This is a genomic window from Pseudomonas karstica, from assembly GCF_009707515.1.
Taxonomy (GTDB): Bacteria; Pseudomonadota; Gammaproteobacteria; order Pseudomonadales; family Pseudomonadaceae; genus Aquipseudomonas; species Aquipseudomonas karstica.
In genome coordinates, this window is sequence record NZ_WLYI01000019.1 from 1 (window position 1) to 22,203 (window position 22,203).

Annotated in this window: 20 protein-coding genes; 13 read left to right on the forward strand and 7 right to left on the reverse strand. The window is 58.2% G+C overall.

The window, feature by feature from the left end; translation table 11 throughout:
• Both GIR22_RS14710 and GIR22_RS14715 read left to right on the forward strand, forming a co-directional pair.
• Positions 1-542 (forward strand): HNH/endonuclease VII fold putative polymorphic toxin (locus tag GIR22_RS14710; RefSeq protein ID WP_246208364.1); only part of this gene is annotated, 542 nt, incomplete at its 5' end.
• Positions 539-943, forward strand: coding sequence for an Imm50 family immunity protein (locus GIR22_RS14715; protein WP_154744041.1), 405 nt, complete (start codon positions 539-541; stop codon positions 941-943). The genes GIR22_RS14710 and GIR22_RS14715, both read left to right, overlap by 4 nt.
• Before the next feature lie 155 nt (positions 944-1,098).
• Here the strand turns inward: GIR22_RS14715 and GIR22_RS14720 are convergent, their stop codons facing one another.
• The gene (locus GIR22_RS14720) at positions 1,099-2,661 is read right to left on the reverse strand and encodes a sigma-54-dependent transcriptional regulator (RefSeq protein ID WP_154744042.1); all 1,563 of its coding nucleotides are present in this window, start codon (positions 2,659-2,661) and stop codon (positions 1,099-1,101) included.
• Between the two features lie 277 nt (positions 2,662-2,938).
• On the opposite strand from GIR22_RS14720, the gene phhA reads away from it, so the two are divergent.
• From phhA to GIR22_RS14735, 3 genes are all read left to right on the forward strand, one after another.
• Positions 2,939-3,730 (forward strand): phenylalanine 4-monooxygenase, encoded by a 792-nt coding sequence (gene phhA, locus GIR22_RS14725; protein WP_154744043.1) that lies wholly within the window; start codon positions 2,939-2,941, stop codon positions 3,728-3,730.
• A gap of 105 nt (positions 3,731-3,835) precedes the next feature.
• A complete protein-coding gene (locus tag GIR22_RS14730) occupies positions 3,836-4,192 on the forward strand; it encodes a 4a-hydroxytetrahydrobiopterin dehydratase (RefSeq protein ID WP_154744044.1) in 357 nt (118 codons plus the stop codon).
• Positions 4,192-5,388, forward strand: a complete 1,197-nt coding sequence (locus GIR22_RS14735) for an amino acid aminotransferase (protein ID WP_154744045.1) — start codon at positions 4,192-4,194, stop codon at positions 5,386-5,388. The genes GIR22_RS14730 and GIR22_RS14735 overlap by 1 nt, the downstream gene beginning before the upstream one ends.
• Before the next feature lie 237 nt (positions 5,389-5,625).
• Here GIR22_RS14735 and GIR22_RS14740 read toward each other — a convergent pair whose 3' ends face one another.
• Positions 5,626-6,435 (reverse strand): UDP-2,3-diacylglucosamine diphosphatase, encoded by an 810-nt coding sequence (locus tag GIR22_RS14740; RefSeq protein ID WP_154744046.1) that lies wholly within the window; start codon positions 6,433-6,435, stop codon positions 5,626-5,628.
• A gap of 133 nt (positions 6,436-6,568) precedes the next feature.
• On the opposite strand from GIR22_RS14740, the gene GIR22_RS14745 reads away from it, so the two are divergent.
• The 3 genes from GIR22_RS14745 to GIR22_RS14755 all read left to right on the forward strand — a co-directional run bounded on the left by GIR22_RS14745 (position 6,569) and on the right by GIR22_RS14755 (position 8,735).
• Complete coding sequence (locus GIR22_RS14745; RefSeq protein WP_154744047.1) at positions 6,569-7,312, forward strand: helix-turn-helix transcriptional regulator; 744 nt, start codon at positions 6,569-6,571, stop codon at positions 7,310-7,312.
• A gap of 123 nt (positions 7,313-7,435) precedes the next feature.
• Positions 7,436-8,317, forward strand: coding sequence for a DMT family transporter (locus GIR22_RS14750; protein ID WP_154744048.1), 882 nt, complete (start codon positions 7,436-7,438; stop codon positions 8,315-8,317).
• A gap of 133 nt (positions 8,318-8,450) precedes the next feature.
• Positions 8,451-8,735: a hypothetical protein gene (locus tag GIR22_RS14755; protein WP_154744049.1), complete on the forward strand. Its 285-nt coding sequence runs from the start codon at positions 8,451-8,453 to the stop codon at positions 8,733-8,735.
• A gap of 45 nt (positions 8,736-8,780) precedes the next feature.
• Here the strand turns inward: GIR22_RS14755 and GIR22_RS14760 are convergent, their stop codons facing one another.
• Positions 8,781-9,068 (reverse strand): Rdx family protein, encoded by a 288-nt coding sequence (locus GIR22_RS14760; protein ID WP_154744050.1) that lies wholly within the window; start codon positions 9,066-9,068, stop codon positions 8,781-8,783.
• Between the two features lie 84 nt (positions 9,069-9,152).
• Between GIR22_RS14760 and GIR22_RS14765 the strand changes: the two genes are divergently transcribed.
• Positions 9,153-11,342: a patatin-like phospholipase family protein gene (locus tag GIR22_RS14765; RefSeq protein ID WP_154744051.1), complete on the forward strand. Its 2,190-nt coding sequence runs from the start codon at positions 9,153-9,155 to the stop codon at positions 11,340-11,342.
• Between the two features lie 68 nt (positions 11,343-11,410).
• Here GIR22_RS14765 and GIR22_RS14770 read toward each other — a convergent pair whose 3' ends face one another.
• Both GIR22_RS14770 and recQ read right to left on the reverse strand, forming a co-directional pair.
• Positions 11,411-11,845: a MarR family transcriptional regulator gene (locus GIR22_RS14770; protein ID WP_154744052.1), complete on the reverse strand. Its 435-nt coding sequence runs from the start codon at positions 11,843-11,845 to the stop codon at positions 11,411-11,413.
• A gap of 121 nt (positions 11,846-11,966) precedes the next feature.
• Complete coding sequence (recQ, locus tag GIR22_RS14775; protein ID WP_154744053.1) at positions 11,967-14,093, reverse strand: DNA helicase RecQ; 2,127 nt, start codon at positions 14,091-14,093, stop codon at positions 11,967-11,969.
• Between the two features lie 319 nt (positions 14,094-14,412).
• Between recQ and GIR22_RS14780 the strand changes: the two genes are divergently transcribed.
• From GIR22_RS14780 to GIR22_RS14790, 3 genes are all read left to right on the forward strand, one after another.
• Positions 14,413-15,000, forward strand: coding sequence for a UPF0149 family protein (locus GIR22_RS14780; protein WP_154744054.1), 588 nt, complete (start codon positions 14,413-14,415; stop codon positions 14,998-15,000).
• A gap of 20 nt (positions 15,001-15,020) precedes the next feature.
• Positions 15,021-15,404, forward strand: coding sequence for a YbaN family protein (locus GIR22_RS14785; protein WP_154744055.1), 384 nt, complete (start codon positions 15,021-15,023; stop codon positions 15,402-15,404).
• Positions 15,405-15,532: 128 nt separating this feature from the next.
• Complete coding sequence (locus tag GIR22_RS14790; RefSeq protein ID WP_154744056.1) at positions 15,533-19,003, forward strand: hybrid sensor histidine kinase/response regulator; 3,471 nt, start codon at positions 15,533-15,535, stop codon at positions 19,001-19,003.
• A 19-nt stretch (positions 19,004-19,022) separates the two neighbouring features.
• On the opposite strand, the gene GIR22_RS14795 is transcribed toward GIR22_RS14790, so the two are convergent.
• Positions 19,023-20,387, reverse strand: coding sequence for a DNA recombination protein RmuC (locus GIR22_RS14795; RefSeq protein WP_178122275.1), 1,365 nt, complete (start codon positions 20,385-20,387; stop codon positions 19,023-19,025).
• Between the two features lie 175 nt (positions 20,388-20,562).
• On the reverse strand, positions 20,563-20,886 hold the full coding sequence (locus tag GIR22_RS14800) for an SEL1-like repeat protein (RefSeq protein ID WP_154744058.1): 324 nt from the start codon (positions 20,884-20,886) through the stop codon (positions 20,563-20,565).
• Positions 20,887-21,860: 974 nt separating this feature from the next.
• On the opposite strand from GIR22_RS14800, the gene GIR22_RS14805 reads away from it, so the two are divergent.
• A complete protein-coding gene (locus tag GIR22_RS14805) occupies positions 21,861-22,085 on the forward strand; it encodes a hypothetical protein (protein ID WP_019407963.1) in 225 nt (74 codons plus the stop codon).
• The last annotated feature ends 118 nt before the right edge of the window (positions 22,086-22,203 follow it).

A 22,203-nucleotide genomic window follows, 5' to 3' on the forward strand; every position in this document is an offset into this window, starting at 1 on the left:
ACGGCCGCTACCTGACCCCCGACCCGGTGAAACTGGCGGGCGGGCTGAACGGATACCAGTACGTGCCCAACCCGACGGGCTGGGTGGATCCGTTGGGGTTGAGCGCAAACTGCCCACCCGAAGGAAAGAGCTCCCCTGCTTGTCGAATACCTGATGAACCGGCTATTCCTGACCTCTCTCGTAAAGGCGCTTTCCGGCAGGCCAAAAGAGATGCCAACATACCTATGGCGCAAGAACCCGACATGGTGATGAACCCAAATACAAGAAGGGTAAAGCAGTACGGAGTAGTAAAAATGACAGACTTCAATGGTGAAAGTATTTTAGATGATTCAGGAAAACCAACTAATACAAGAGTATATCAATACACAAGGGCGGATGGTTCGAAGGTTCTCATCCAAGACCATTCTGCCGGACACAGATATGGCCGTAAAGATGGCACAGGCGACCAAGGAGCGCACTTCAACTTACGGCCCATCAACAAACCGAGGAACGGCAAAGTTCCTGGGGTGAAGGAACATTACTCATTCAAGGATAAAAAATGAAATACTGGAACGAATTAGATGAAACTATATTTTTTAGCAAAATCTTCAGCCACCCAATCGAAATTGGCAAAATAAATCTTTTTTCATTACAGATAGAAAACGACCAATCGGCAGTGAGTCTAGGATTTGACATCCCAGAATTTCCAGAGAATTTACCGGAAAAGTGGAAAAACAAAGGATTTAATACCTGTAGAGTCGGGCTTACCTGTTTAAATATAAGCGACCTGCAAATAAAAAACATTCCTGCCAGAGAAGTGCTTTTTGCCAAAATAACAAAAACCGAGAATTTTTTTCTATTCCAAGCCATCGCTAAAAATTCTCTAATTGAATTTAAAGCAAAATACATTTCTCTTTGCGATCCAACCGTCTACATAAACGGCCTTGAGGACGATAGGTTTTAGATACAGTAAACCGAATAAGCACCACCCTCATGAAGAGACATGGACTCTTAAACTTGATAGCGCACAGCCCCGAAAACCAAGCCACGTGACTAGAAAACAGACAACCTTCACTTCTACCCAACAAATATTTAAGTGCAGCTTGAGCCATTACTAAGCTATTTTTCGCCTTTGACAACCTCATACTCCCGCAGCTTATTGGCAATAGTGGTATGAGAAACCCCCAGGCGTTTCCCCAACTGCCGACTACTCGGGTGCTCTGAATACAACCTCTCCAGCACCGCCTTCTCAAACCGTCCGACAATGTCCTCCAACCCACCCTCCAGAGAGAAATCCCCCAGGGGCTGGCGCACGCCGTAGTCCGGCAAACGAATATGCTCAGCCTTGACCGTACCGCCGTCACACAACGATACCGCCTGGAACAATACGTTTTCCAATTGCCGAATATTGCCCGGCCAATGGTAGTGACTAAGGCGATCCATGGCCGCCGGGGCCAACTTGGGCAGTGGGCAGCCGATCTGCCGGCTGGCTTGATCGAGAAAATGCTCGACCAGCGGGGCCAAGCCATCGAGGCATTCGCGCAACGGCGGGATATGCAGGGACAGTACGTTTAGTCGGTGGTAGAGGTCCTGGCGGAATTCGCCACGGGCGCAGAGTTCGGACAAGTCCACCTGAGTGGCGCAGATTACCCGCACATCCAGGTACACCTCTTCATCACTGCCTACCCGGCGGAAGCAACCGTCCTGCAAAAAACGCAGCAACTTCACTTGCAACCGCGAGCTCATTTCACCAACACCGTCCAAAAATAGCGTACCGCCCGCCGTCAGCTCCAGTAGTCCCAATTTACCTTCCGCTCGCGCGCCTTCGAAAGCGCCAGGACCATAGCCAAACAGCTCGGTCTCGGCCATGGACTCCGGCAAACCTGCGCAGTTGAGCGCCATCAATGGCGACTGTCCACGGGGGCTGGCCAGGTGGCAGGCACGGGCCAGCAATTCCTTACCGGTACCGGTTTCGCCCTCGATTAAGAGTGGCGCATCCAGGGGCGCCATGCGTCGGGCTTCGCGGACCACGGCGGTCATGACTTTCGAACTTTGGAAAATGCTGTCGAAGCCCCGCAGTTCCTGCTTGCGCACATTGTAGATACGCTCGCCGACACGATCGGCGCGGTGCAGGGTCAGCACCGCGCCGGCCATGGCTTCGCTGTCATCGTGTTCAGAGGATTGCAGCGGGGCGATATCGGCGAGAAACACATCGCCCTTGACCTTGACTCGCAAGCCATTGATCCGCGATTTGCTGGCGCGTACCAGTTCGGGCAAATCGAAGTCTTCGGCATAACGGGACAAGGGAATACCCGGCACCTCGTCCACCCGCACCCCCAGCAACTGCGCCGCAGCTCGGTTGGCCGCGACAATGGAGCCGCCCATGTCGATGGACAACACCGGAAACTCCAAAGCCCCCAGCAACGCATTGAGCTCCATGTGCCGGCGTTCGCTGGGCATCAGTCCTACCCGCTTGACGCCAAATACCCCGGCAATCGCCTCGAACTGCGGGCGCAGAGCCTGGAACTGCATGTTTACCAGGTTGGGGCAAAACAGGTAGATGGCATTGCCATGTTCGCCGCCAACCTCGCCCTTGGCGACGTTGACGCCGTACTCCACCAGCAGGTTGAGAATGTCCCGCAGGATGCCGATGCGGTTCTGGCAATGCACTTTGATACGCATGGAAAGGCCCGGATTATTGTTAAAAGGGCTGAAGGAGCTGCGTCTTTTTGCCGCGTGGCGCAGATAATTGTCAAGATTATGTGACAGCTTCAGTCCATTTCAAACCTCACAATCGCAATGTACGCGCAAAAATTCGTCATACGTAACGAATACTTTACAAAAATTAATGTTTTTTCCTACAAGTGCCGGATGGCGTAGATGGATTCTTCACTCAGGCGCGGTATCAATAGGTTCATCGCAGGACATAACAAGAATGAATGCCTAGCAGGAGAGCCGTATGAAACAGACGCAGTACGTGGCCCGCGAGCCCGACGCGCAAGGTTTTATTGACTACACGCCCGAAGAGCATGCGGTGTGGAACACCCTGATCACCCGTCAGTTGAAAGTAATCGAAGGTCGCGCCTGCCAGGAATACCTGGATGGCATCGACAAGCTCGGTCTGCCCCATGAGCGCATTCCACAACTGGCAGAGGTCAACAAGGTGCTGGCCGACACGACTGGCTGGCAAGTAGCCCGAGTCCCGGCACTGATTCCCTTTCAGACCTTCTTCGAGTTGCTCGCCAATAAACAGTTTCCGGTGGCGACCTTTATTCGTACCCGTGAAGAGTTGGATTACCTGCAAGAACCGGATATTTTTCACGAAATTTTCGGCCATTGCCCACTGCTGACCAACCCCTGGTTCGCGGAATTTACCCACACCTACGGCAAGCTCGGCCTGGCGGCCACCAAGGAACAGCGTGTGTACCTGGCGCGCCTGTACTGGATGACCATTGAGTTCGGTTTGGTGGACACCCCTGAAGGTCGGCGCATCTACGGCGGCGGTATTCTGTCTTCGCCCAAGGAGACCGTGTACTGCCTGTCCGATGAGCCTGAGCACCAGGCTTTCGACCCCCTGGAAGCCATGCGCACGCCGTATCGCATCGATATCCTGCAACCTGTGTACTTCGCCCTGCCCAACCTCAAGCGTCTGTTTGAAGTGGCGCAGGAAGACATCATGGGCATGGTCCAGCGCGGTATGCAGCTAGGCCTGCACACACCGAAGTTTCCACCCAAGCCCAAGGCAGCGTGAACCGTGCCCTTTAAGGCCAAGTGAGTCTGTTCCCTGGCCCCGCGTTGCTTTAGGGTGACGTTACTGACGACCGTTTTCCAAATATTCGATTTCAGGAAATTCCACATGACCACGTTGAACCAAGCCCACTGCGAAGCCTGCCGCGCCGACGCCCCGCAAGTCAGCGATGAAGAACTGCCGGTGCTGATCAAACAGATCCCCGACTGGAACATCGAAGTACGCGACAGCGTCATGCAGCTGGAAAAAGTTTTTCTGTTCAAGAACTTCAAATTCGCCCTGGCTTTCACCAACGCTGTTGGCGTGATCTCCGAGGCTGAAGGTCACCACCCAGGCCTGCTCACCGAGTGGGGCAAAGTCACCGTGACCTGGTGGAGCCACTCTATCAAGGGCCTGCACCGCAATGACTTCATCATGGCCGCGCGCACTGATGAAGTGGCCAAGGACGCCGAGGGGCGCAAGTAATGCATTTCGATGCCATTGGCCGAGTGCCCGGGGATCCGATCCTCGGGCTGATGGAGCTCTATGCCCAGGACCCCAACCCGAACAAGTTCGATCTCGGCGTGGGTGTCTATAAAGACGCCCAGGGCCTGACGCCGATTCCTCACTCGGTGAAGCTGGCCGAGCAGCGTCTGGTGGAGCGACAAACCACCAAGACTTACGTCGGCGGCCACGGTGATGCGGCGTTCGGCAAGCTGATCGGCGAGCTGGTGCTGGGCGCTGATTCACCGCTGCTACACGAGCGGCGAGCCGGGACCACCCAAACTCCAGGTGGCACGGGGGCCCTGCGCCTGAGCGCCGACTTTATCGCCCACAGCCTACCCGGGCGTGGTGTATGGCTGAGCAACCCAACCTGGCCGATCCACGAAACCATCTTCGCCAAGGCCGGCCTCAAGGTCAGTCATTACCCTTATGTGGGCAGTGAAAATCGCCTGGATGTTACGGCGATGCTGGCGACACTCGCCAGCGTGCCTGAAGGTGATGTGGTGTTGCTGCACGCTTGCTGCCATAACCCCACCGGTTTCGACCTGTCGCAAGACGACTGGCACCAGGTGTTGAAGATCGTTCGCGAGCGCCACCTGTTACCCCTGATCGACTTCGCCTACCAAGGGTTTGGCGATGGCTTGGAACAGGATGCCTGGGCTGTACGGTTGTTTGCAGCCGAACTGCCGGAAGTGCTGATTACCAGTTCCTGCTCGAAAAATTTTGGCCTGTACCGCGACCGCGTCGGTGCGCTGATTGTCTGTGCGGCGGATGCCGAGAAACTGCTGGATGTGCGCAGCCAACTGGCATTTATCGCCCGTAACCTGTGGTCGACACCACCGGACCATGGGGCGGCGGTAGTCGCGACCATCCTGGGTGATGCCGAGCTGAAGACGCTGTGGCGCGAGGAAGTTGAAGCCATGCGCCTACGGATTGCACAGCTGCGGTCGGGGCTGGTCGAGGCCTTGCAACCCCATGGCCTGGCAGAACGTTTCGCCCATATCGGCGTGCAGCGCGGGATGTTTTCCTATACCGGGTTGAATGCGCAACAGGTGAAGCAACTGCGGGAGAAACACAGCGTGTATATGGTCAATACCGGTCGCGCCAATGTGGCCGGGATTGATGCGACGCGGCTGGCGTTGTTGGCCAAAGCGATTGCGGATGTAAGCCACAGCTGAGGCACGAGGCTGCGATAAGGGCCGCAGGACCTTCGGCAATCTCAAGGCCCCAGGCGACTGCTGCGCAGCCGATCGCAGGCTGCGCCAGCGGCTACAGGAGATCAGTAATCGACGGTCCCCTGTAGCCGCTGTCGAGGCACGAGGCTGCGATAAGGGCCGCAGGACCTTCGGCAATCTCAAGGCCCCAGGCGACTGCTGCGCAGCCGATCGCAGGCTGCGCCAGCGGCTACAGGTGTTCTATCCCGTGACCATTTCTGCCTTGAGTTGCGCTTCTTTGGCCTGGGCATCGGCCAACCGGTATAACTCGATATGCCCGTCCCAGTGCTCGATCAATGCAGTGCACGATTCGACCCAATCCCCGCAATTGAGGTAGTCCACCTCACCCACCTTGCGAATCTCCGCATGATGAATATGCCCACACACCACCCCATGCAACTCGCGCTTCACCACTTCGTGGGCAATCGCCTCTTCGAAGTCGCTGATAAAGCTGACGGCGGTTTTTACTTTGTGCTTGAGGTAGGCCGAGAGTGACCAATAGCCATAGCCATAACGCGCTCGCCAGTGGTTCAGCCAACGGTTGAGGGTCAGGGTGAATTCGTAGGCTGAATCCCCGAGAAAAGCCAGCCAGCGGTGATAACGAGTGATCACGTCGAACTGGTCACCATGAATCACTAGTAGATGACGACCATCGGCGGTGACGTGAACAGCCTCGTCCACTAACTGGATGTTTCCCAGGATCAGCCTGGAGTAGCGTCGCAGAAATTCATCGTGGTTGCCGGTGACATAGATCACCTCAGTGCCGCGCTTGCTCATGGTCAGCAGGCGGCGGATCACATTGGTGTGGGCCTGGGGCCAATACATACCGCTACGCAGTTTCCAGCCGTCGATGATATCGCCCACCAGGTATACGCGGTCGGCGTGGTAGCGCTTGAGAAATTGCGACAGGTGCTCGGCCTGGCAATCCCGGGTGCCCAGATGCACATCAGAAATCCACAGGGTACGGACTCGTTGCTTGCGGCTGGGTTTAGCGAGCTCGACACTGGTCATGGCATACCTCAAGGGTGTTTTCGCGAGCTTGCTCCCTGGCGATTAATAGCCCATGACAGCCATGCGTCAGTCTGATGACAGCACTCACCCACTGCGGCGCGGTGTAAACTGCCCGCCTGCCCAGGAGATTGCGATGAGACCGATCCTCACGCTACGCCACTACAGCCACGACCTGATTGCCCATAGCCATGACCATGCGCAGTTGGTGTTCGCCCTGGCTGGCCGTCTGGATTTCGAAGTGGAAGGCCTGGGCAGCGAGATCCGCCCCCAGGGACTGATGGTGCTGCCCTTCTCGGCCCATCATGCCTGCGGCAGCCCCGATGGCAGCCATTGTCTGGTGCTCGATGTGCCTGACGAACAATGGCTGGTGCAGTCTCTGGGCGAACATGCCGATGCCAGCCGGCGCCTGCTCGATCATCCCTCACGTGTGTCGTTGGATACCCGGCAAAGCCAACTGGTGCAATGGTTGGCCGGCAGCCCGTTGGATGATCGGTTGATTGCCCAGCAAGGTGCGGCGCTCTTGCTGGCCAGCCTCAATGGCCAAGCCTTGCATGATCGTCGACGCTTGCCCTATGAGGCCTTCAACAACCACATCGACCAACACGCTGCGCAGCCGCTGGAAGTGGCGGACCTGGCTCGAATCGCCCACCTGTCAGTGGCCCGGCTGCATGCCCGCTTTGTCGCCGAATGCGGACAAACGCCGATGGACTACATCCGTACACGTCGCTTGCAGATTGCCCACAACCTGTTGCGCGAAAGCCACTTGCCCATCGGTGAAATCGCTGCACGGGTCGGCTATGGTTCCCAAAGCGCTTTTGCGGCGGCCATGTCGCGCGAGTTTGGCGCACCTCCCAAAGCCTTGCGTCGTACGCTGTAAACGCAGCCTCCTGCCTCGGCAGCGGCAAGAGTTTGGCAACAAAAACCGAGAGTTTCACGACAGACACCCAGCACCAACCCCTCTAGACTGAAGGCCCTGTCAACCAGCTATTGAAGGACCGCAATGACTCCCCGCACTGCTCTCGGCGCCCTGCATATCGGTGCATTGATGTTTGGCCTCACCGGCGTGCTCGGCAAACTCGCTGCGGCTTCCCCGGCCATTATCGTGTTCGGCCGAGCGGCGTTCGCGGTGATCGCCCTGACAGTGTTCGCCCGCTTTGCCAGCAGTACCCCCTGGCAAAAACTGCACAGCGCTGACTGGCGTCGCTTGCTGCTCAGCGGCTTGCTGTTGGCCGGGCATTGGGTGAGTTTCTTTATTGCCGTGAAAGTGGCCGGCGTGGCCATCGCGACCTTGGGGTTTGCCAGCTTCCCGGCGTTCACGGTGATCCTTGAAGGGTTGGTTTTCCGCGAACGGATTCGCGTCAATGAAATCTTCCTGGTGGTGCTGGTCAGCATCGGCCTGGTACTGGTCACTCCGGATTTCGACCTCGCCAGCCAAGCCACCAGCGGCCTGTTATGGGCCGTGGGTTCCGGACTGTTGTTCTCGCTGTTGTCCCTGAACAATCGCGCCAGTGGACGTATTCCGGCGGTGCAAGCGGCTTTGTGCCAGAACGTGGTCGTGGTGCTGTGCCTGTTGCCGGTGGCCGCTCCGGGACTGGCCGACGTACGTGCCCTGGACTGGCTATGGATCGGCCTGCTCGGTGTATTTTGTACCGGCCTGGCCCACAGTCTGTTTGTCGCCAGCCTGGCGGTGATCAAGGCGCGCACGGCGGCGGTGGTCTTTGCCATGGAGCCGGTATACGGCATCACTGTGGCCTGGCTGCTGTTTGGCGAGAACCCTACCCTACGCATGCTGGCAGGTGGTGCCTTGATCATCATCGCCATCGTGGTGTCCGGCCTGATGGGCAGCACCCGCAAGGCCAAACAGCCTGCTGCGGTGGCCTGATCTATACTTTGGCCATCCGTAAAACAGTTTGTCGTCGTTCAACGGATATAGACCCCTCGACAACAGCCAGGGTGTATCTGAAGTTGCTGCAGGCGAGTGGTCCCTTCCACTCAAGCTATGCAGGGGTTACACCATGGAAATGCTCATCAACGCACTCATTCAAATCATCAGCGGCGCCGTCGGTGGCCAGGTAGCGGGGCGCCTGGGAAAACAAGGCATGGGCACCGGTCTCAATACGGTTGTCGGCGGCGTGGGCGGTTTGGTGCTGGGCCAGATCGCCGCGGCTGTTACTGGCATGGAGTCCGGTACTACGCTGGACCTGGCGACCATCGGCAGCAATATTGTGGGCGGAGGTGTTGGCGGTTTGGTCCTGACGTTCATTGTCGGCTGGATCAAAAACAAAATGGCGACCAAGTAGTCAATGAGCAGAAGGCCGCTGCCCACTCAGCTGCGGCAGTGGCCTTCACCGAATACTATCGTTATGCCCCAGGTTGCGCTGCGGATCAATCTGGTCGCGCACCCGCTGCTTGAGCACCTTGGCTTCGGGGAAACCACCATCCATCTTGCGTTCCCAGACTTGCACACCGTCGCAGGTGATGAGAAACACACCACCAGTGGCCGGCTCCAGCGCCACTTTGCCCAGGTCATCGGCGAAGGTGCTTAACAACTCCTGGGCCAACCATGCCGCGCGCAGCAACCACTGGCACTGGGTGCAGTAGGTGATGACAATTTCGGGTTTGGATACGGACATGAAATAACAGACTCCTGGCGTAACGGGATGAACTGATCGGGTGGCTATAATAGCGGCCTTTATTGTTCAGCTCCGAGATTGATGATGCGCCGCCTGTTGTCCTGCCTGCTGCTGTGCCTGCTCCCTGCCTTCGTATACGCCGTCGAGGCTCCACGCCCGAAGATCGGCTTGGTGCTCTCCGGCGGTGCCGCCCGTGGCCTGGCCCATATTGGCGTGCTCAAGGCCTTGGAAGAACAAGGCATTCACGTCGATGCCATCGCCGGTACCAGTATGGGCGCGGTCATTGGTGGACTATATGCGTCGGGCTACAAGATCGACGAACTGGAAAAGCTGGCACTGAACATCGACTGGAAGCTGGCGCTGTCCGATGCCCCACCTCGGGAAGACGTACCGTTTCGACGCAAACAGGATGATCGGGACTTCCTGGTCAAGCAGAAACTCAGCTTTCGCGATGACGGCAGCCTCGGCCTGCCGCTGGGGGTGATCCAGGGCCAGAACCTGGCATTGCTGCTGGAAAGCATGTTCGCCCACACCAGCAACACGCGAGACTTCGATAAGCTGCCGATCCCCTTCCGGGCCGTTGCCACTGATATAACCAGCGGCGAAAAGGTGGTATTTCGCAAGGGTCACTTGCCCCAGGTAATCCGCGCCAGCATGTCGATTCCCGCCGTGTTCGCTCCGGTGGAGCTGGACGGCAGGTTGCTGGTGGACGGCGGCATGACCGATAACATTCCGTTGGACGTGGCACGGGAGATGGGTGTCGATATCGCTATCGTGGTAGACATCGGCACGCCCCTGCGTTCGCGCAAACAGCTGGCCACGGTCGTGGATGTGCTCAATCAGTCCATCACTCTGATGACCCGGCGCAACTCCGAAGAGCAGCTCAAGTCCCTCCAGCCCGGCGATGTACTGATCCAGCCGCCCCTGAGTGCGTATGGCGTAACCGACTTTGGTCGTGCCAAAGATATGATCGACGCCGGCTACCGTGCCACCCGCGCCCTTGATGTGCGCCTGGCGCGCTTGAGTCCTGCCCAGCCGGTGGGCGCTGAACTGGTGGCAGCTCGCACCCCGGGCCAGCGCACTCCGATAATCACCGCGATCAAGGTCGAAAACGACTCCAAGGTCGGCGACGACGTAATCCGCTATTACATCCGGCAAGACATCGGCAAGCCGCTGGACATGGGACGACTGCAAACCGATATGGGTACCTTGTACGGCCTGGATTATTTCGAGCAGGTGCAATACCGAGTGGTGAAAAAGGGGCCGGACAACACCCTGGTCATCACTGCCCGAGGCAAGCGCAGCGGTACTGACTATCTGCGCCTGGGCCTCAATCTTTCCGATGACATGCGTGGCGACAGCGCCTTCAACCTCGGCGCCAGCTATCGCATCAACGGTATCAACCGACTCGGCGCCGAGTGGCTGACCCGGGTACAGATCGGTGATCGACAAGAGCTGTACAGCGAGTTTTATCAGCCGCTGGATACCGGCTCTCGCTACTTCGTCGCCCCTTATATCAGCGCCCAGGCGCAAAACGTCGAACTGATTGAAGACAACAACCCTATATCCGAATACCGCCTGGAGCGCTACGGTTTTGGCCTGAATGTGGGCCGGCAGATCGGCAACAGCGGCGAGATTCGCTTCGGCGTCGGCGAGGCCTGGGGCAAAGCCGATGTGCGCATTGGCGATCGGGATATGCCACGCTTGAATTTCAGCGAGGGCTTCTATGAATTGAAGTACTCCTTCGACTCTCTGGACAACGTCTACTTCCCCCACACGGGTGAAGACATTGGCCTAGCGTTCCGCGAGTTCGAGCCGGGCCTGGGCTCCGACCAGCGTTACCGACAATGGGAATTCAAACTGGACAAGGCCATGAGCAGCGGGCCGGACACGTTGATCCTCGGGGGGCGCTACGGGCGTACGCTGGATGATTCAGACGTAGTGATTTCCAGCTTCCTGCTGGGGGGCGCGCGACAGTTGTCGGGCTTCCGCCAGGACGCGATTGCCGGGCAGAACATCAGCCTGATGCGAGCGGTCTACTATCGCCGCCTGACGCCACGCTCCTACTTGCCGCTGGATTTCCCGTTGTACCTGGGAGCTTCCCTGGAGCGAGGCAGGGCGTGGAACAACGACAATGAATACGACAGTGGTTATATCAATGCCGCGAGTATTTTCCTGGGGTTTGATACACCACTGGGGCCGCTGAACTTCAGCTATGGGTTCAACGATGACAATCAGAAAGCCATGTATTTGAATCTGGGACAGACGTTCTAAGCCCTGCGCAAAACCAAATAATGTGGGGGCGGGCTTGCCCCCACATTTTGATCATCCCGGACTTGAGATCAAGACTTTTCCAGGTTCGCCAGAATATGCCCATGAACCCGCATGCATACTCGCACATCCTCTTCGTCGACCCCCACGAACAGCTCATGGCGCAAGGTTGTGGCAATCGTTTCGATTTGCTCGATCAAGGGCCGGGCGGTATCGCACAGCACGATACGCTTGGCGCGGCGGTCTTCCACCACGGCCTGGCGCTGCACCAGGCCTTGGCTTTCCAGGCTGTCGAGCAAGCGAGCGAGGGTCGGTCCTTCAACGCCAACACTTTGAGCCAACTCACGCTGGGTGGGTGCGTCTTTAAAACGCGCCAGATGCAGCAGCACCAGCCAGCGTGCCTGGGACAGGCCCAGGCCAGCCAAACGGCGATCCAGTTCGGCACGCCAGCCTCGAGACATCTGTGCCAACTGCATGCCAAAACGGTGTTGATCGGTTAACGGCATAAAAAACTCATGGATTAGACTGAAAATATAGTGTGGCTAATTATTAGTCAGCTAAGCATGACCCATGACGCTAGGCAAGACTTGGTATGTACTGTTTCGTTACATTGTCGTAATAGGCGTATCAAATCTCGAATTCCGACTGCAAGGCGGCCCGAACACAGTACAAGACACCTTCAGGAACGCGCCCGGTAAACAATGCGGCAATCTCGGAAACAGATGGCAATTCGCCCTCTCCCTCGAGGAAAGCATCCTGGATTTCTCCGAGCAAATCTTCCGGTAAATCAAGAGCCTGCTCCAATGACAGTTGCTGCTTGCCAATAGATTCGGCCAGCAAGGTGTAGACGTTCTTCTCAGAACATTGCAACTGCCCGGCAATCTGGATCGGAGTCATGCCGGCTCGCGCCAGGCTGATCAGTTCATGACGAATATCAGCGACCTCTTTCGGGGCTTCGACCTGGCCGCCGAGCACTTCGAGGAATGCCTGACCATAACGCTCCAGCTTGCGCGCACCGACGCCACTGACCCTGGCCATTTCGGCCATGGTGGTCGGGTGCTCGCGGAGCATCTCCAACAGGGTGGAATCGGGAAAAATAACGTAAGGCGGCACGCTGTGTTCCTGGGCGAGCTTTTTGCGCAGCGCGCGCAAGGCTTCCCATTGTTCGCGCTCTTCGAAACGCACCAGTTGGCTGGCCTGGCTGGTGCTGCTTTTGGCGGTAGTCTGCGGCTTGAGGTCGCGGCGCAGCTCCAGGCTGACTTCGCCCTTGAGCAGCGGACGGCAGCTGTCGTTCAGGCGCAGGCCGCCGTAGCCTTCCAGGTCGATGTCTACCAGGCCACGGGCGACCATCTGGCGGAACAGCGAGCGCCACTCGCCCTCGGCGCGGTCCTTGCCGACCCCGTAGACCGACAGATGCTGATGACCAAAACTGCGCACCTTTTCGTTGTCCTTGCCCAGCAACACGTCCACCAGATGGCCGACGCCATAACGCTGGCCGGTACGAAAAATCGCCGACAAGCCTTGGCGTGCAGGCTCGGTAGCATCCCAGGTCTGCACGCCGTCCACGCAGTTGTCGCAGTGGCCACAGGGCTGGGGCATGTCTTCGTCGAAGTACGCGAGCAAGGTCTGGCGACGGCAGCGGGTTTCTTCACACAGCGACAGCATGGCGTCGAGCTTGTGCTGCTCAAGGCGTTTGTGGCGTTCGTCGCCCTCGGAGTTCTGCAGCATCTGCTTGAGCATCACCACATCCTGCAGCCCATAGACCATCCAGGCATCCGCCGGCAAACCATCTCGGCCAGCACGACCGGTTTCCTGGTAGTAGGCCTCGAGGGATTTGGGCAAGTCCATGTGCGCGACAAACCGCACGTTGGACTTGTCGATGCCCATGCCGAACGCGATGGTGGCGACCATGATCAGGCCTTCCTCGTTGAGAAAGCGTTTCTGGTGGTAGGCGCGTAACTCATTGGGCAGACCGGCGTGGTACGGCAGCGCCGGGTTGCCTTGCTCACAGAGGAAAGCGGCCACTTCGTCGACCTTTTTGCGCGACAGGCAATAGACAATACCGGCATCACTGCGCCGCTCCGAGAGGAACGCCAGCAACTGCTTGCGCGGTTGCTCCTTGGGCACGATGCGATAAAAAATATTCGGTCGGTCGAAGCTGGAGAGAAAACGTTCGGCGTTCTGCAGGTGCAGGCGCTCGACGATTTCTTCCCGGGTACGCTTGTCGGCGGTGGCGGTCAAGGCGATACGCGGGACGTCGGGGAACAACTCCGCCAACTGCCCCAGTTGCAGGTATTCACGACGGAAATCGTGACCCCACTGCGATACGCAGTGCGCTTCATCAATGGCGAACAGGGCGATTTCCAGACTCTGCAGGAAAGCCAGCATCCGCGGCTGCACCAGGCGCTCGGGGGCCAGGTAGAGCATCTTCACTTCACCACGCTTGATCCGGGCGGCGAGATCTCGTTGCTGTTCGGCACTGAGGGTCGAGTTCAGCGCGGCGGCAGCCACACCGAGCTCTTCCAGGGTGGCCACCTGGTCGTCCATCAATGCGATCAACGGCGAAACCACCACGGCGAGCCCTTCGCGCAACAGCGCCGGCACCTGGAAACACAGCGACTTGCCGCCGCCGGTAGGCATCAGCACCAGGGCGTCACCGCCATTGGCCACGCGCTCAATGATCGCACCCTGGCGGCCACGAAAACTGTCGTAGCCGAAGATGTCCTTGAGGACGCGTTGAGCCTGTTCGAGCATGAAAAACTCCAAATATCGCCGAAATCCCTCTGTACAGGCTGGCCGAAAAAGCACGCCCTCACGGAAAATAATCCGTAAGCGAACTTTTCCCGCGACAACACTTGGCCTGCAGGGGCATCACAAAACGCGCAAGTATACCCGAGCACCAACCGGCAAAGGGCGCCGCTGACGACTGGGATACGGCCAGCTTGTTCTGTCAGAAAGATCAAATCGCTGCCATCGCGAGCAAACCCGCTCCCACAGAATCTGCACAGCGACTGGCCTGGGCGCCCAAGAAGGCCTAGAATTCAGCATCGTTTATTCCCAAGGTAACCCTTCAATGTCCTTCGCTGAGCAACTAACCCGCCTGCAAGCCTTCCTCGACGCCGATGAGCTGCATGACGAGGCGCTGGACTACGTGGCCGCCCACGGCTACCTGACCGCCCTGTCGATCTGTTCCGAGACCGTGCCCGAGCGTGAATGGATCGACGCGCTGTTCGCCGAAGAGCCTCATTATCGTGACACTGCCGAACGCGAAGAAATCGAGGCCACCCTGCTGGCCCTCAAGGCCCACATTGGCCGTCAACTGGCTTCCGATGAAGAGTTCGAACTGCCATGCGACCTGGACCTGGGCGAAGAGCCGGACGATTCCGACCTGCGCGGCTGGTGCATCGGTTTCATGGAAGGGGTATTCCTGCGTGAAGCTGCCTGGTTCGAAACCGCTGAGGAAGAGGTCAGCGAAATGCTGTTGCCGATCATGGTCGGTTCCGGCCTGTTCGACGATCAGCCTGAGTTTTCCGATATCGCCGCCGATGCCAACCTGATGGATGACATGATCGTACAGATTCCGGAAGCGCTGACTGCCCTGTACCTACTGTGCAACGCACCCGACGAAAAGCCGGCGATCCTCAAGCCCCGCCACCACTAAGCCCCTCGCCCGTGGGCAGCATGGGCAACCGCTCCCTGATCTTGCGTTACGTTCTGCTGGCCATCGGCTGGTTGAGCGTAGCGCTCGGGGTAATCGGTATCTTCCTGCCGGTCTTGCCGACAACTCCCTTTCTCCTGTTGGCCGCGGCCTGCTTCGCCCGTAGCTCACCGCGCTTTTACCACTGGCTGGTGAACCATCCGCGCCTGGGCCCCTGGATTCGCGATTACCTGGATGGCAACGGTATTCCCCTCAAAGGCAAGGTGTACGCCATTGGCCTGATGTGGCTGAGCATCGGTTTTTCCTGCTATCTGGTGCCATTGCCTTGGGCGCGGGGGTTCATGCTGACCAGTGCGGTGCTGGTGACTCTCTATATCCTGCGCCAGAAAACCCTGCCCCGACGCTGACCGACGCTGCCCTGCCCTGCAACATAAGCCTCTACACGACCTTGGTCGACGCAGACTAACCCCCGGCATCATGCGAAACTGTCCAACCGGGCCTGGAATGCCCAGGTGTTCTTATGTCCGGAGTTCCCATGACGCTGTCCAGCGGGCTGATCGCCACCGTTGCCCTGGCCTATATGGCCATTATGTTTGCCATTGCCTTTTACGGTGACCGTCGCCAGGCGCCTCTGCCCCCGCGGGTGCGAGCCTGGGTGTATAGCCTGTCGCTGGCCGTTTATTGCACCAGCTGGACATTCTTCGGCGCCGTGGGCCAGGCAGCCGAGCAATTGTGGGCGTTTTTACCGATCTACCTGGGACCGGTACTGCTGTTGGTGCTGGCGCCTTGGGTCCTGCAAAAGATGGTGCTGATCAGCAAGCAGGAAAACATCACCTCCATCGCCGACTTTATTGCCGCCCGCTATGGCAAGTCCCAATCCCTGGCGGTAGTGGTGGCACTGATCTGCCTGGTGGGTGTACTGCCCTACATTGCCCTGCAACTCAAAGGCATCGTGCTCGGCGTCAACCTACTGATTGGTGCAGGCCCCGACACTACCGGCACCCGCGCCCAGGACACCGCACTCATCGTGTCGCTGGTACTGGCGTTGTTCACCATTGTCTTCGGCACCCGCAATCTCGATGCCACGGAGCACCACCGTGGCATGGTGCTGGCGATCGCTTTTGAGTCTCTGGTCAAACTGTTCGCCTTCCTCGCCGTCGGCGCGTTTGTCACCTATGGCTTGTACGACGGTTTCGATGACTTGTTCAGCCAGGCGATGCTCGCGCCACGGCTGGAGGAATACTGGAAAGAAACCGTTAATTGGCCGTCAATGGTGGTGCAGACGGGGGTGGCGATGATGGCGATCATCTGTCTGCCCCGGCAGTTTCACGTGACGGTGGTGGAGAATATCGAACCCCAGGACCTGCGCCTGGCCAAGTGGGTGTTCCCGGCTTACCTGATCCTCGCCGCGTTGTTTGTAGTGCCGATTGCCCTCGGCGGGAAAATGCTGCTGCCGGGGTCGGTGCTGCCGGACTCCTATGTGATCAGCCTGCCGCTGGCTGAAGCGCATCCAGCCCTGGCCGTGCTGGCGTTTATCGGCGGTGCGTCGGCGGCCACAGGCATGGTGATCGTCGCGAGCATCGCCCTGTCGACCATGGTTTCCAACGATATGCTGCTGCCCTGGCTATTGCGCCGATCCAGCGCCGAACGTCCATTCGAAGTATTCCGACACTGGATGCTTTCGGTACGCCGGGTCAGCATCGTCATTATCTTACTGCTGGCCTACGTCAGTTATCGCCTGCTGGGATCTTCCGCAAGCCTGGCAACCATTGGCCAGATTGCCTTTGCCGCGGTCACACAACTGGCGCCGGCCATGCTCGGCGCACTGTATTGGAAGCAGGCCAACCGACGTGGGGTATTTGCAGGGTTGGCGGCGGGTACCTTCCTGTGGTTCTACACCTTGGTGCTGCCAGTGGCCGCGAAAAGCCTCGGCTGGTCATTCAGCTTGTTCCCAGGCCTGTCCTGGCTGTATTCACATCCACTGGGGCCGTCTGTTACCTCGCTGACCCTGGGCACCGTATTGTCCTTGGCGGGTAATTTCACGTTGTTTGTGTGGGTCTCGATGCTGTCGCGCACGCGAGTGTCCGAGCATTGGCAAGCCGGGCGATTTATCGGCCAGGAAATCAACCAGCGGGCCAGTACCCGCTCCATGCTTTCGGTGCAGATCAACGACTTGCTCAGCCTGGCCGCACGGTTTGTCGGCGAAGAACGGGCACAACAGAGTTTTATCCGCTTTGCCTATCGCCAGGGCAAAGGCTTTAACCCGAACCAGAATGCCGACAATGATTGGATTGCCCACACCGAGCGGCTGCTGGCCGGCGTGCTGGGAGCCTCGTCGACCCGAGCGGTGGTAAAAGCGGCCATTGAAGGCCGGGAAATGCAACTGGAGGATGTCGTACGGATAGCTGACGAAGCGTCCGAAGTGTTGCAATTCAACCGCGCACTGCTGCAAGGCGCCATCGAAAACATCACCCAGGGCATCAGTGTGGTCGACCAGTCCCTCAAGCTGGTGGCCTGGAACCGCCGCTATCTGGAACTGTTCAACTATCCAGACGGGCTGATCAGCGTTGGCCGGCCAATTGCCGACATCATTCGCTATAACGCCGAGCGCGGGTTGTGTGGCCCCGGCGAGGCTGAAGTGCATGTCGCGCGCCGCTTGCACTGGATGCGCCAAGGCCGCGCTCATACTTCGGAACGGCTGTTCCCCAATGGCCGGGTGATCGAGTTGATCGGCAACCCGATGCCCGGCGGCGGGTTTGTCATGAGTTTTACCGACATCACCGCCTTCCGCGAGGCCGAACAGGCCTTGACCGAGGCCAACGAGGGCTTGGAACAGCGGGTCGTCGAGCGCACCCATGAGCTGTCGCAACTGAACGTTGCCCTGACCGACGCAAAGGGCGTCGCCGAATCAGCCAACCAATCGAAAACCCGCTTTCTCGCCGCCGTCAGCCATGACCTGATGCAACCGCTGAACGCCGCGCGATTGTTCTCTGCCGCCCTCTCCCACCAGAACGACGGGTTGTCGGGAGAGGCCCGGCAATTGGTGCAGCACCTGGACAGTTCGCTGCGTTCGGCCGAGGACCTGATCAGCGACTTGCTGGATATTTCACGCCTGGAGAACGGCAAGATCAACCCACAGCGCCAGCCTTTTGCCCTTAATGAACTGTTCGATACCCTGGGCGCCGAATTCAAGGCCTTGGCCCAGGAGCAAGGCCTGCGCTTCCGCTTGCGCGGCAGTCGTTTGCCGATCGACAGCGATATCAAACTGCTACGGCGGATCCTGCAGAATTTCCTGACCAATGCCTTCCGCTATGCCCACGGCCCGGTGCTGCTGGGTGTACGGCGCCGCCGGGGTGAGTTATCCCTCGAAGTCTGGGACCGTGGCCCCGGTATCCCCCACGACAAGCAGAAAGTCATCTTCGAGGAATTCAAACGCCTGGACAGCCACCAGACCCGCGCCGAAAAGGGACTGGGCCTTGGGCTGGCGATTGCCGACGGATTGTGCCGGGTGCTTGGGCACCGCTTGAGTGTGCGCTCATGGCCAGGCAAGGGCAGTGTGTTCAGTGTCCAGGTGCCACTGGCTCGGACGCAGCTTAGCCCGCAGGTCAAGCCGGCAGCGGAAAATGGCCTGCCATTGAGCGGCGCCCAAGTACTGTGCGTGGATAATGAAGAAAGCATCCTGATCGGCATGCGCAGCCTGCTCAGCCGTTGGGGCTGCGAAGTCTTCACCGCCCGTGACCAGGCGCAATGCGCGGCATTGTTGGCCGAAGGCCTACGCCCGCAACTGGCATTGGTGGATTACCACCTGGACCATGGCGAGACCGGCACCGAATTGATGGGCTGGTTGCGAGCACAACTGGCGGAACCGATCCCGGGCGTGGTGATCAGTGCCGATGGCCGGCCAGAGATGGTGGCCGAGGTGCATGCCGCCGGATTGGATTACCTGGCCAAGCCAGTGAAACCAGCGGCGTTGCGAGCATTATTGAGCAGGCATTTACCGCTGTAGCCGCTGTCGAGGCACGAGGCTATTCCGGCAGTTTCGCCATGCCGTCTTCATCGGTCATCGCCCGCTCCAGCAGGTCGGCGGGCAGGCTTTTACTGGCGCGGGCACCCAGCAGCTTCAACTGCTCGGTCCTGCTAATCAGGTTGCCACGTCCATCCGTCAGCTTGTTGCGCGCTGAACTGTAAGCCTTGTCCAACTGCTGCAAGCGATTGCCCACCTCATCCAGATCCTGGATAAACAGTACGAATTTGTCATACAGCCAACCAGCGCGCTCGGCAATTTCCCGGGCGTTCTGGCTCTGCCGTTCCTGCTTCCACAAGCTGTCAATCACCCGCAAGGTCGCCAATAAGGTCGTCGGGCTGACGATAACAATATTGCGGTCAAACGCTTCCTGGAACAGGTTCGGCTCGGCCTGCAGCGCCGCCGAAAATGCCGCTTCGATGGGCACGAACAGCAGCACAAAATCCAGGCTGTGCAGGCCTTCCAAGCGCTTGTAATCCTTACCGGCCAGACCTTTGACGTGGGTGCGTAGGGACAGTACGTGCTGCTTGAGCGCCGCCTGGCCGATAATCTCATCATCCGCGACCACGTACTGCTGATACGCCGTCAGGCTGACCTTGGAGTCCACAACCACCTGCTTGTCGCCCGGCAACATGATCAGTACGTCCGGCTGGAAGCGCTCGCCATCCGGCCCCTTGAGGCTGACCTGCGTCTGGTACTCGCGGCCCTTCTCCAGGCCCGCATGCTCGAGTACCCGTTCAAGAATCAATTCACCCCAGTTGCCCTGGGTCTTCTGCCCTTTGAGGGCACGGGTCAGGTTGGTGGCCTCATCAGAGAGGCGCAAGTTCAGTTGTTGCAGGCGCTCCAGTTCCTTGGCCAGGGAAAACCGCTCCCGCGCCTCGTTCTGGTAACTTTCTTCCACCCGTTTTTCAAAAGACTGAATACGCTCCTTGAGTGGATCGAGCAGTTGCCCCAGGCGTTCCTGGCTGGTTTCGGCAAACCGTTGTTCGCGCTCATCGAAGATTTTACCGGCCAATTCGGCGAACTGCGCCCGCAGTTCGTCCCGGGAGCCCTGCAGGTCGTTGAGGCGTTGTTGGTGGCTTTCCTGTTGCTCACGCAGTTCAGCGCGCAGGGCGGCGGACAAAGCGTCCAGCCGCCGCAATTCGACTTCCTTGGCCGAGCGATCCAGATTCCAGGCGTGAGCCGCGTCGCGGGCGTTGTCACGGTCTATTTGCAGCAGCTCGACCTCCCGGCGTGCGGCGGCCAGATCCGCTTGCTTGGTGGCATTGGCCTGGCTCAAGTCACTGATCTCATCGCGACTGGCGTCCAGTTGCACCACCAGCCCTTCTTGCGCCAGTTGGGCCATGGCCAGGCGCTCTTCGAGCAATGCCCAACCGGCCATTCGCGCATTCAGCCGTCGTTGTACCTGCCAACACAGCGCCAATAGCGGCAATGCAGCAGCTGCGAGACCCAGCGCCAGACTGGTCCAGTCAAAAGCCATAGCCATTCCTGCCATTACCTGAAAAAAGGAAGGTTAACCAAGCTGACGCACGGAGGACAGCTCAGTCTTCGATCTGGCCCAATTCCCGCTGGGCCCGCAGGTCCCCGGCACGCGCAGCCTGGCGCAACAAGTCATGGCCGATACGACGGTCCCGGGCATTGCCGCACTCGCGGCACATCAGTTGGCCCAATCGACTTTGCGCCGTGACCACACCTTCGCGAGCCGGCTGCTTGAGCAAGCGCCCGGCGAAATGCTTGACGTTAGGGTTATCACCCAGGCGTGGGCTATCGAGCAACCACAAGGCCACTTTCAAAGAAAAACGCTTGGGAGCGGTAACAACCTGAGGGCTGTCGGTAACAGAAGGTGATACTGAGCGAAACTTCATAAAGCACTGTGGGACAGAACGAAAGGCGCGCCACTCTACTCCTTTTTTCGTACGGGTAAAGCTGAAAAAAGCTTGCACGCCCGTCCTAGAGCAAGCGCTTGGGACAATCCACAGAAGCTGTGGATAACTCAGTGGACAACCGTTCTTTAACTCGCGCAAAGGCCCATGAAATGGGGGCCACAGTCAAACTGACGATTTTTTCACCAATAAAAAAAAGCTAGATTTTTCATTGACTTAAATTTTCATTGCAGGCAACCGAAGGCCTGACGGGTGGGGTGACAGTACGGTTACACCCCGCGCAACTAATGTGCACAACTACCTATCGGCTGGTTATATCGCCGCGCCTTTTGGGGCCTGGGTTACTTCATAACGTTAGCAACACGGCAAAACGGATGTTTTTCAAACCCCACTCGCCACGCTGATCGGCCTCTGGGCTGGGCTGTTTTCTCGTGACGACTACCACCGTGCGTTCCTATTGCAGTTTTTTTCGGCAGTTGATCAAAATATTTAGCTGGGCGCACTTCCCTTCTCGGTTTCAATCCGTTACTATCCGCGGCGTTAGTACCAAGCTGAAAGTCAATTCTGGTCGAACAAATCCCCACGGCACACTTTCCCTAAAGAGAAAATTTTGCCGATAGCGCGGGATCGACCACCTCGATGGTTTCCAGGTATCACTTGCGACGACACTGCCTTTGAACAATGCAAAGGGTGTCGCGAAGTCTCAATACTCTGACCGAACCAACCTGCAAATTGATCAGGATCTTCACCCTGGGCCCAGAACCTTTGCCCTCGTTGTGTTGCCTGCCCTCCTAAGTACCTACCTGCCAGCCCAAGCGCGCCAAACTTATTTAGCGCTTCAAACTGGCTGCTTTGTTCCAGTCGGGTTCTTCGCTTGATCAATGGTGATCAGCGTCACTGGAACGTTTTAATACGGCACGGTTTTTATCCGTGTCTTTTGTAGGAACACCAACAATATGTCCACTCAAATCCATACTCAGGATGCCATTCGCACCCTTACCAACGCTTTTGCTCCAATGAACTGCCTGATCATGGCCGCTCGCAAAGGCTGCTTCAGCTTCACCCTGGTCAACGAACACGGCATCGCTCGTCACAGCGAACGCTTGTACCCCGATCAATACTCCAGCGCAGAACCGCTGCAGGCCGTGATCGAGCGTACCCGTCAGGCCCTGATTGCCTGATCGACCCGGAACGCTGAAACACAAAAACCCTGGTTAAAACCCAGGGTTTTTTATTGCCTGAAATTCAGGCTATCGCCCCCTTGCTTAAGTCCAAATAGACATAGTCAATATAACCAAA

Bases quoted from the DNA above. Each gene is read 5' to 3' on its own strand.
- GIR22_RS14790 (WP_154744056.1), top strand. From the start codon at position 15,533: ATGACGCTGTCCAGCGGGCTGATCGCCACCGTTGCCCTGGCCTATATG.
- GIR22_RS14780 (WP_154744054.1), top strand. From the start codon at position 14,413: ATGTCCTTCGCTGAGCAACTAACCCGCCTGCAAGCCTTCCTCGACGCC.
- GIR22_RS14755 (WP_154744049.1), top strand. From the start codon at position 8,451: ATGGAAATGCTCATCAACGCACTCATTCAAATCATCAGCGGCGCCGTC.
- GIR22_RS14740 (WP_154744046.1), bottom strand. From the start codon at position 6,435: ATGACCAGTGTCGAGCTCGCTAAACCCAGCCGCAAGCAACGAGTCCGT.
- GIR22_RS14785 (WP_154744055.1), top strand. From the start codon at position 15,021: ATGGGCAACCGCTCCCTGATCTTGCGTTACGTTCTGCTGGCCATCGGC.
- GIR22_RS14750 (WP_154744048.1), top strand. From the start codon at position 7,436: ATGACTCCCCGCACTGCTCTCGGCGCCCTGCATATCGGTGCATTGATG.
- GIR22_RS14715 (WP_154744041.1), top strand. From the start codon at position 539: ATGAAATACTGGAACGAATTAGATGAAACTATATTTTTTAGCAAAATC.
- GIR22_RS14765 (WP_154744051.1), top strand. From the start codon at position 9,153: ATGCGCCGCCTGTTGTCCTGCCTGCTGCTGTGCCTGCTCCCTGCCTTC.
- GIR22_RS14770 (WP_154744052.1), bottom strand. From the start codon at position 11,845: ATGCCGTTAACCGATCAACACCGTTTTGGCATGCAGTTGGCACAGATG.
- recQ (WP_154744053.1), bottom strand. From the start codon at position 14,093: ATGCTCGAACAGGCTCAACGCGTCCTCAAGGACATCTTCGGCTACGAC.
- GIR22_RS14805 (WP_019407963.1), top strand. From the start codon at position 21,861: ATGTCCACTCAAATCCATACTCAGGATGCCATTCGCACCCTTACCAAC.
- GIR22_RS14760 (WP_154744050.1), bottom strand. From the start codon at position 9,068: ATGTCCGTATCCAAACCCGAAATTGTCATCACCTACTGCACCCAGTGC.
- phhA (WP_154744043.1), top strand. From the start codon at position 2,939: ATGAAACAGACGCAGTACGTGGCCCGCGAGCCCGACGCGCAAGGTTTT.
- GIR22_RS14800 (WP_154744058.1), bottom strand. From the start codon at position 20,886: ATGAAGTTTCGCTCAGTATCACCTTCTGTTACCGACAGCCCTCAGGTT.
- GIR22_RS14735 (WP_154744045.1), top strand. From the start codon at position 4,192: ATGCATTTCGATGCCATTGGCCGAGTGCCCGGGGATCCGATCCTCGGG.
- GIR22_RS14745 (WP_154744047.1), top strand. From the start codon at position 6,569: ATGAGACCGATCCTCACGCTACGCCACTACAGCCACGACCTGATTGCC.
- GIR22_RS14730 (WP_154744044.1), top strand. From the start codon at position 3,836: ATGACCACGTTGAACCAAGCCCACTGCGAAGCCTGCCGCGCCGACGCC.
- GIR22_RS14720 (WP_154744042.1), bottom strand. From the start codon at position 2,661: ATGCGTATCAAAGTGCATTGCCAGAACCGCATCGGCATCCTGCGGGAC.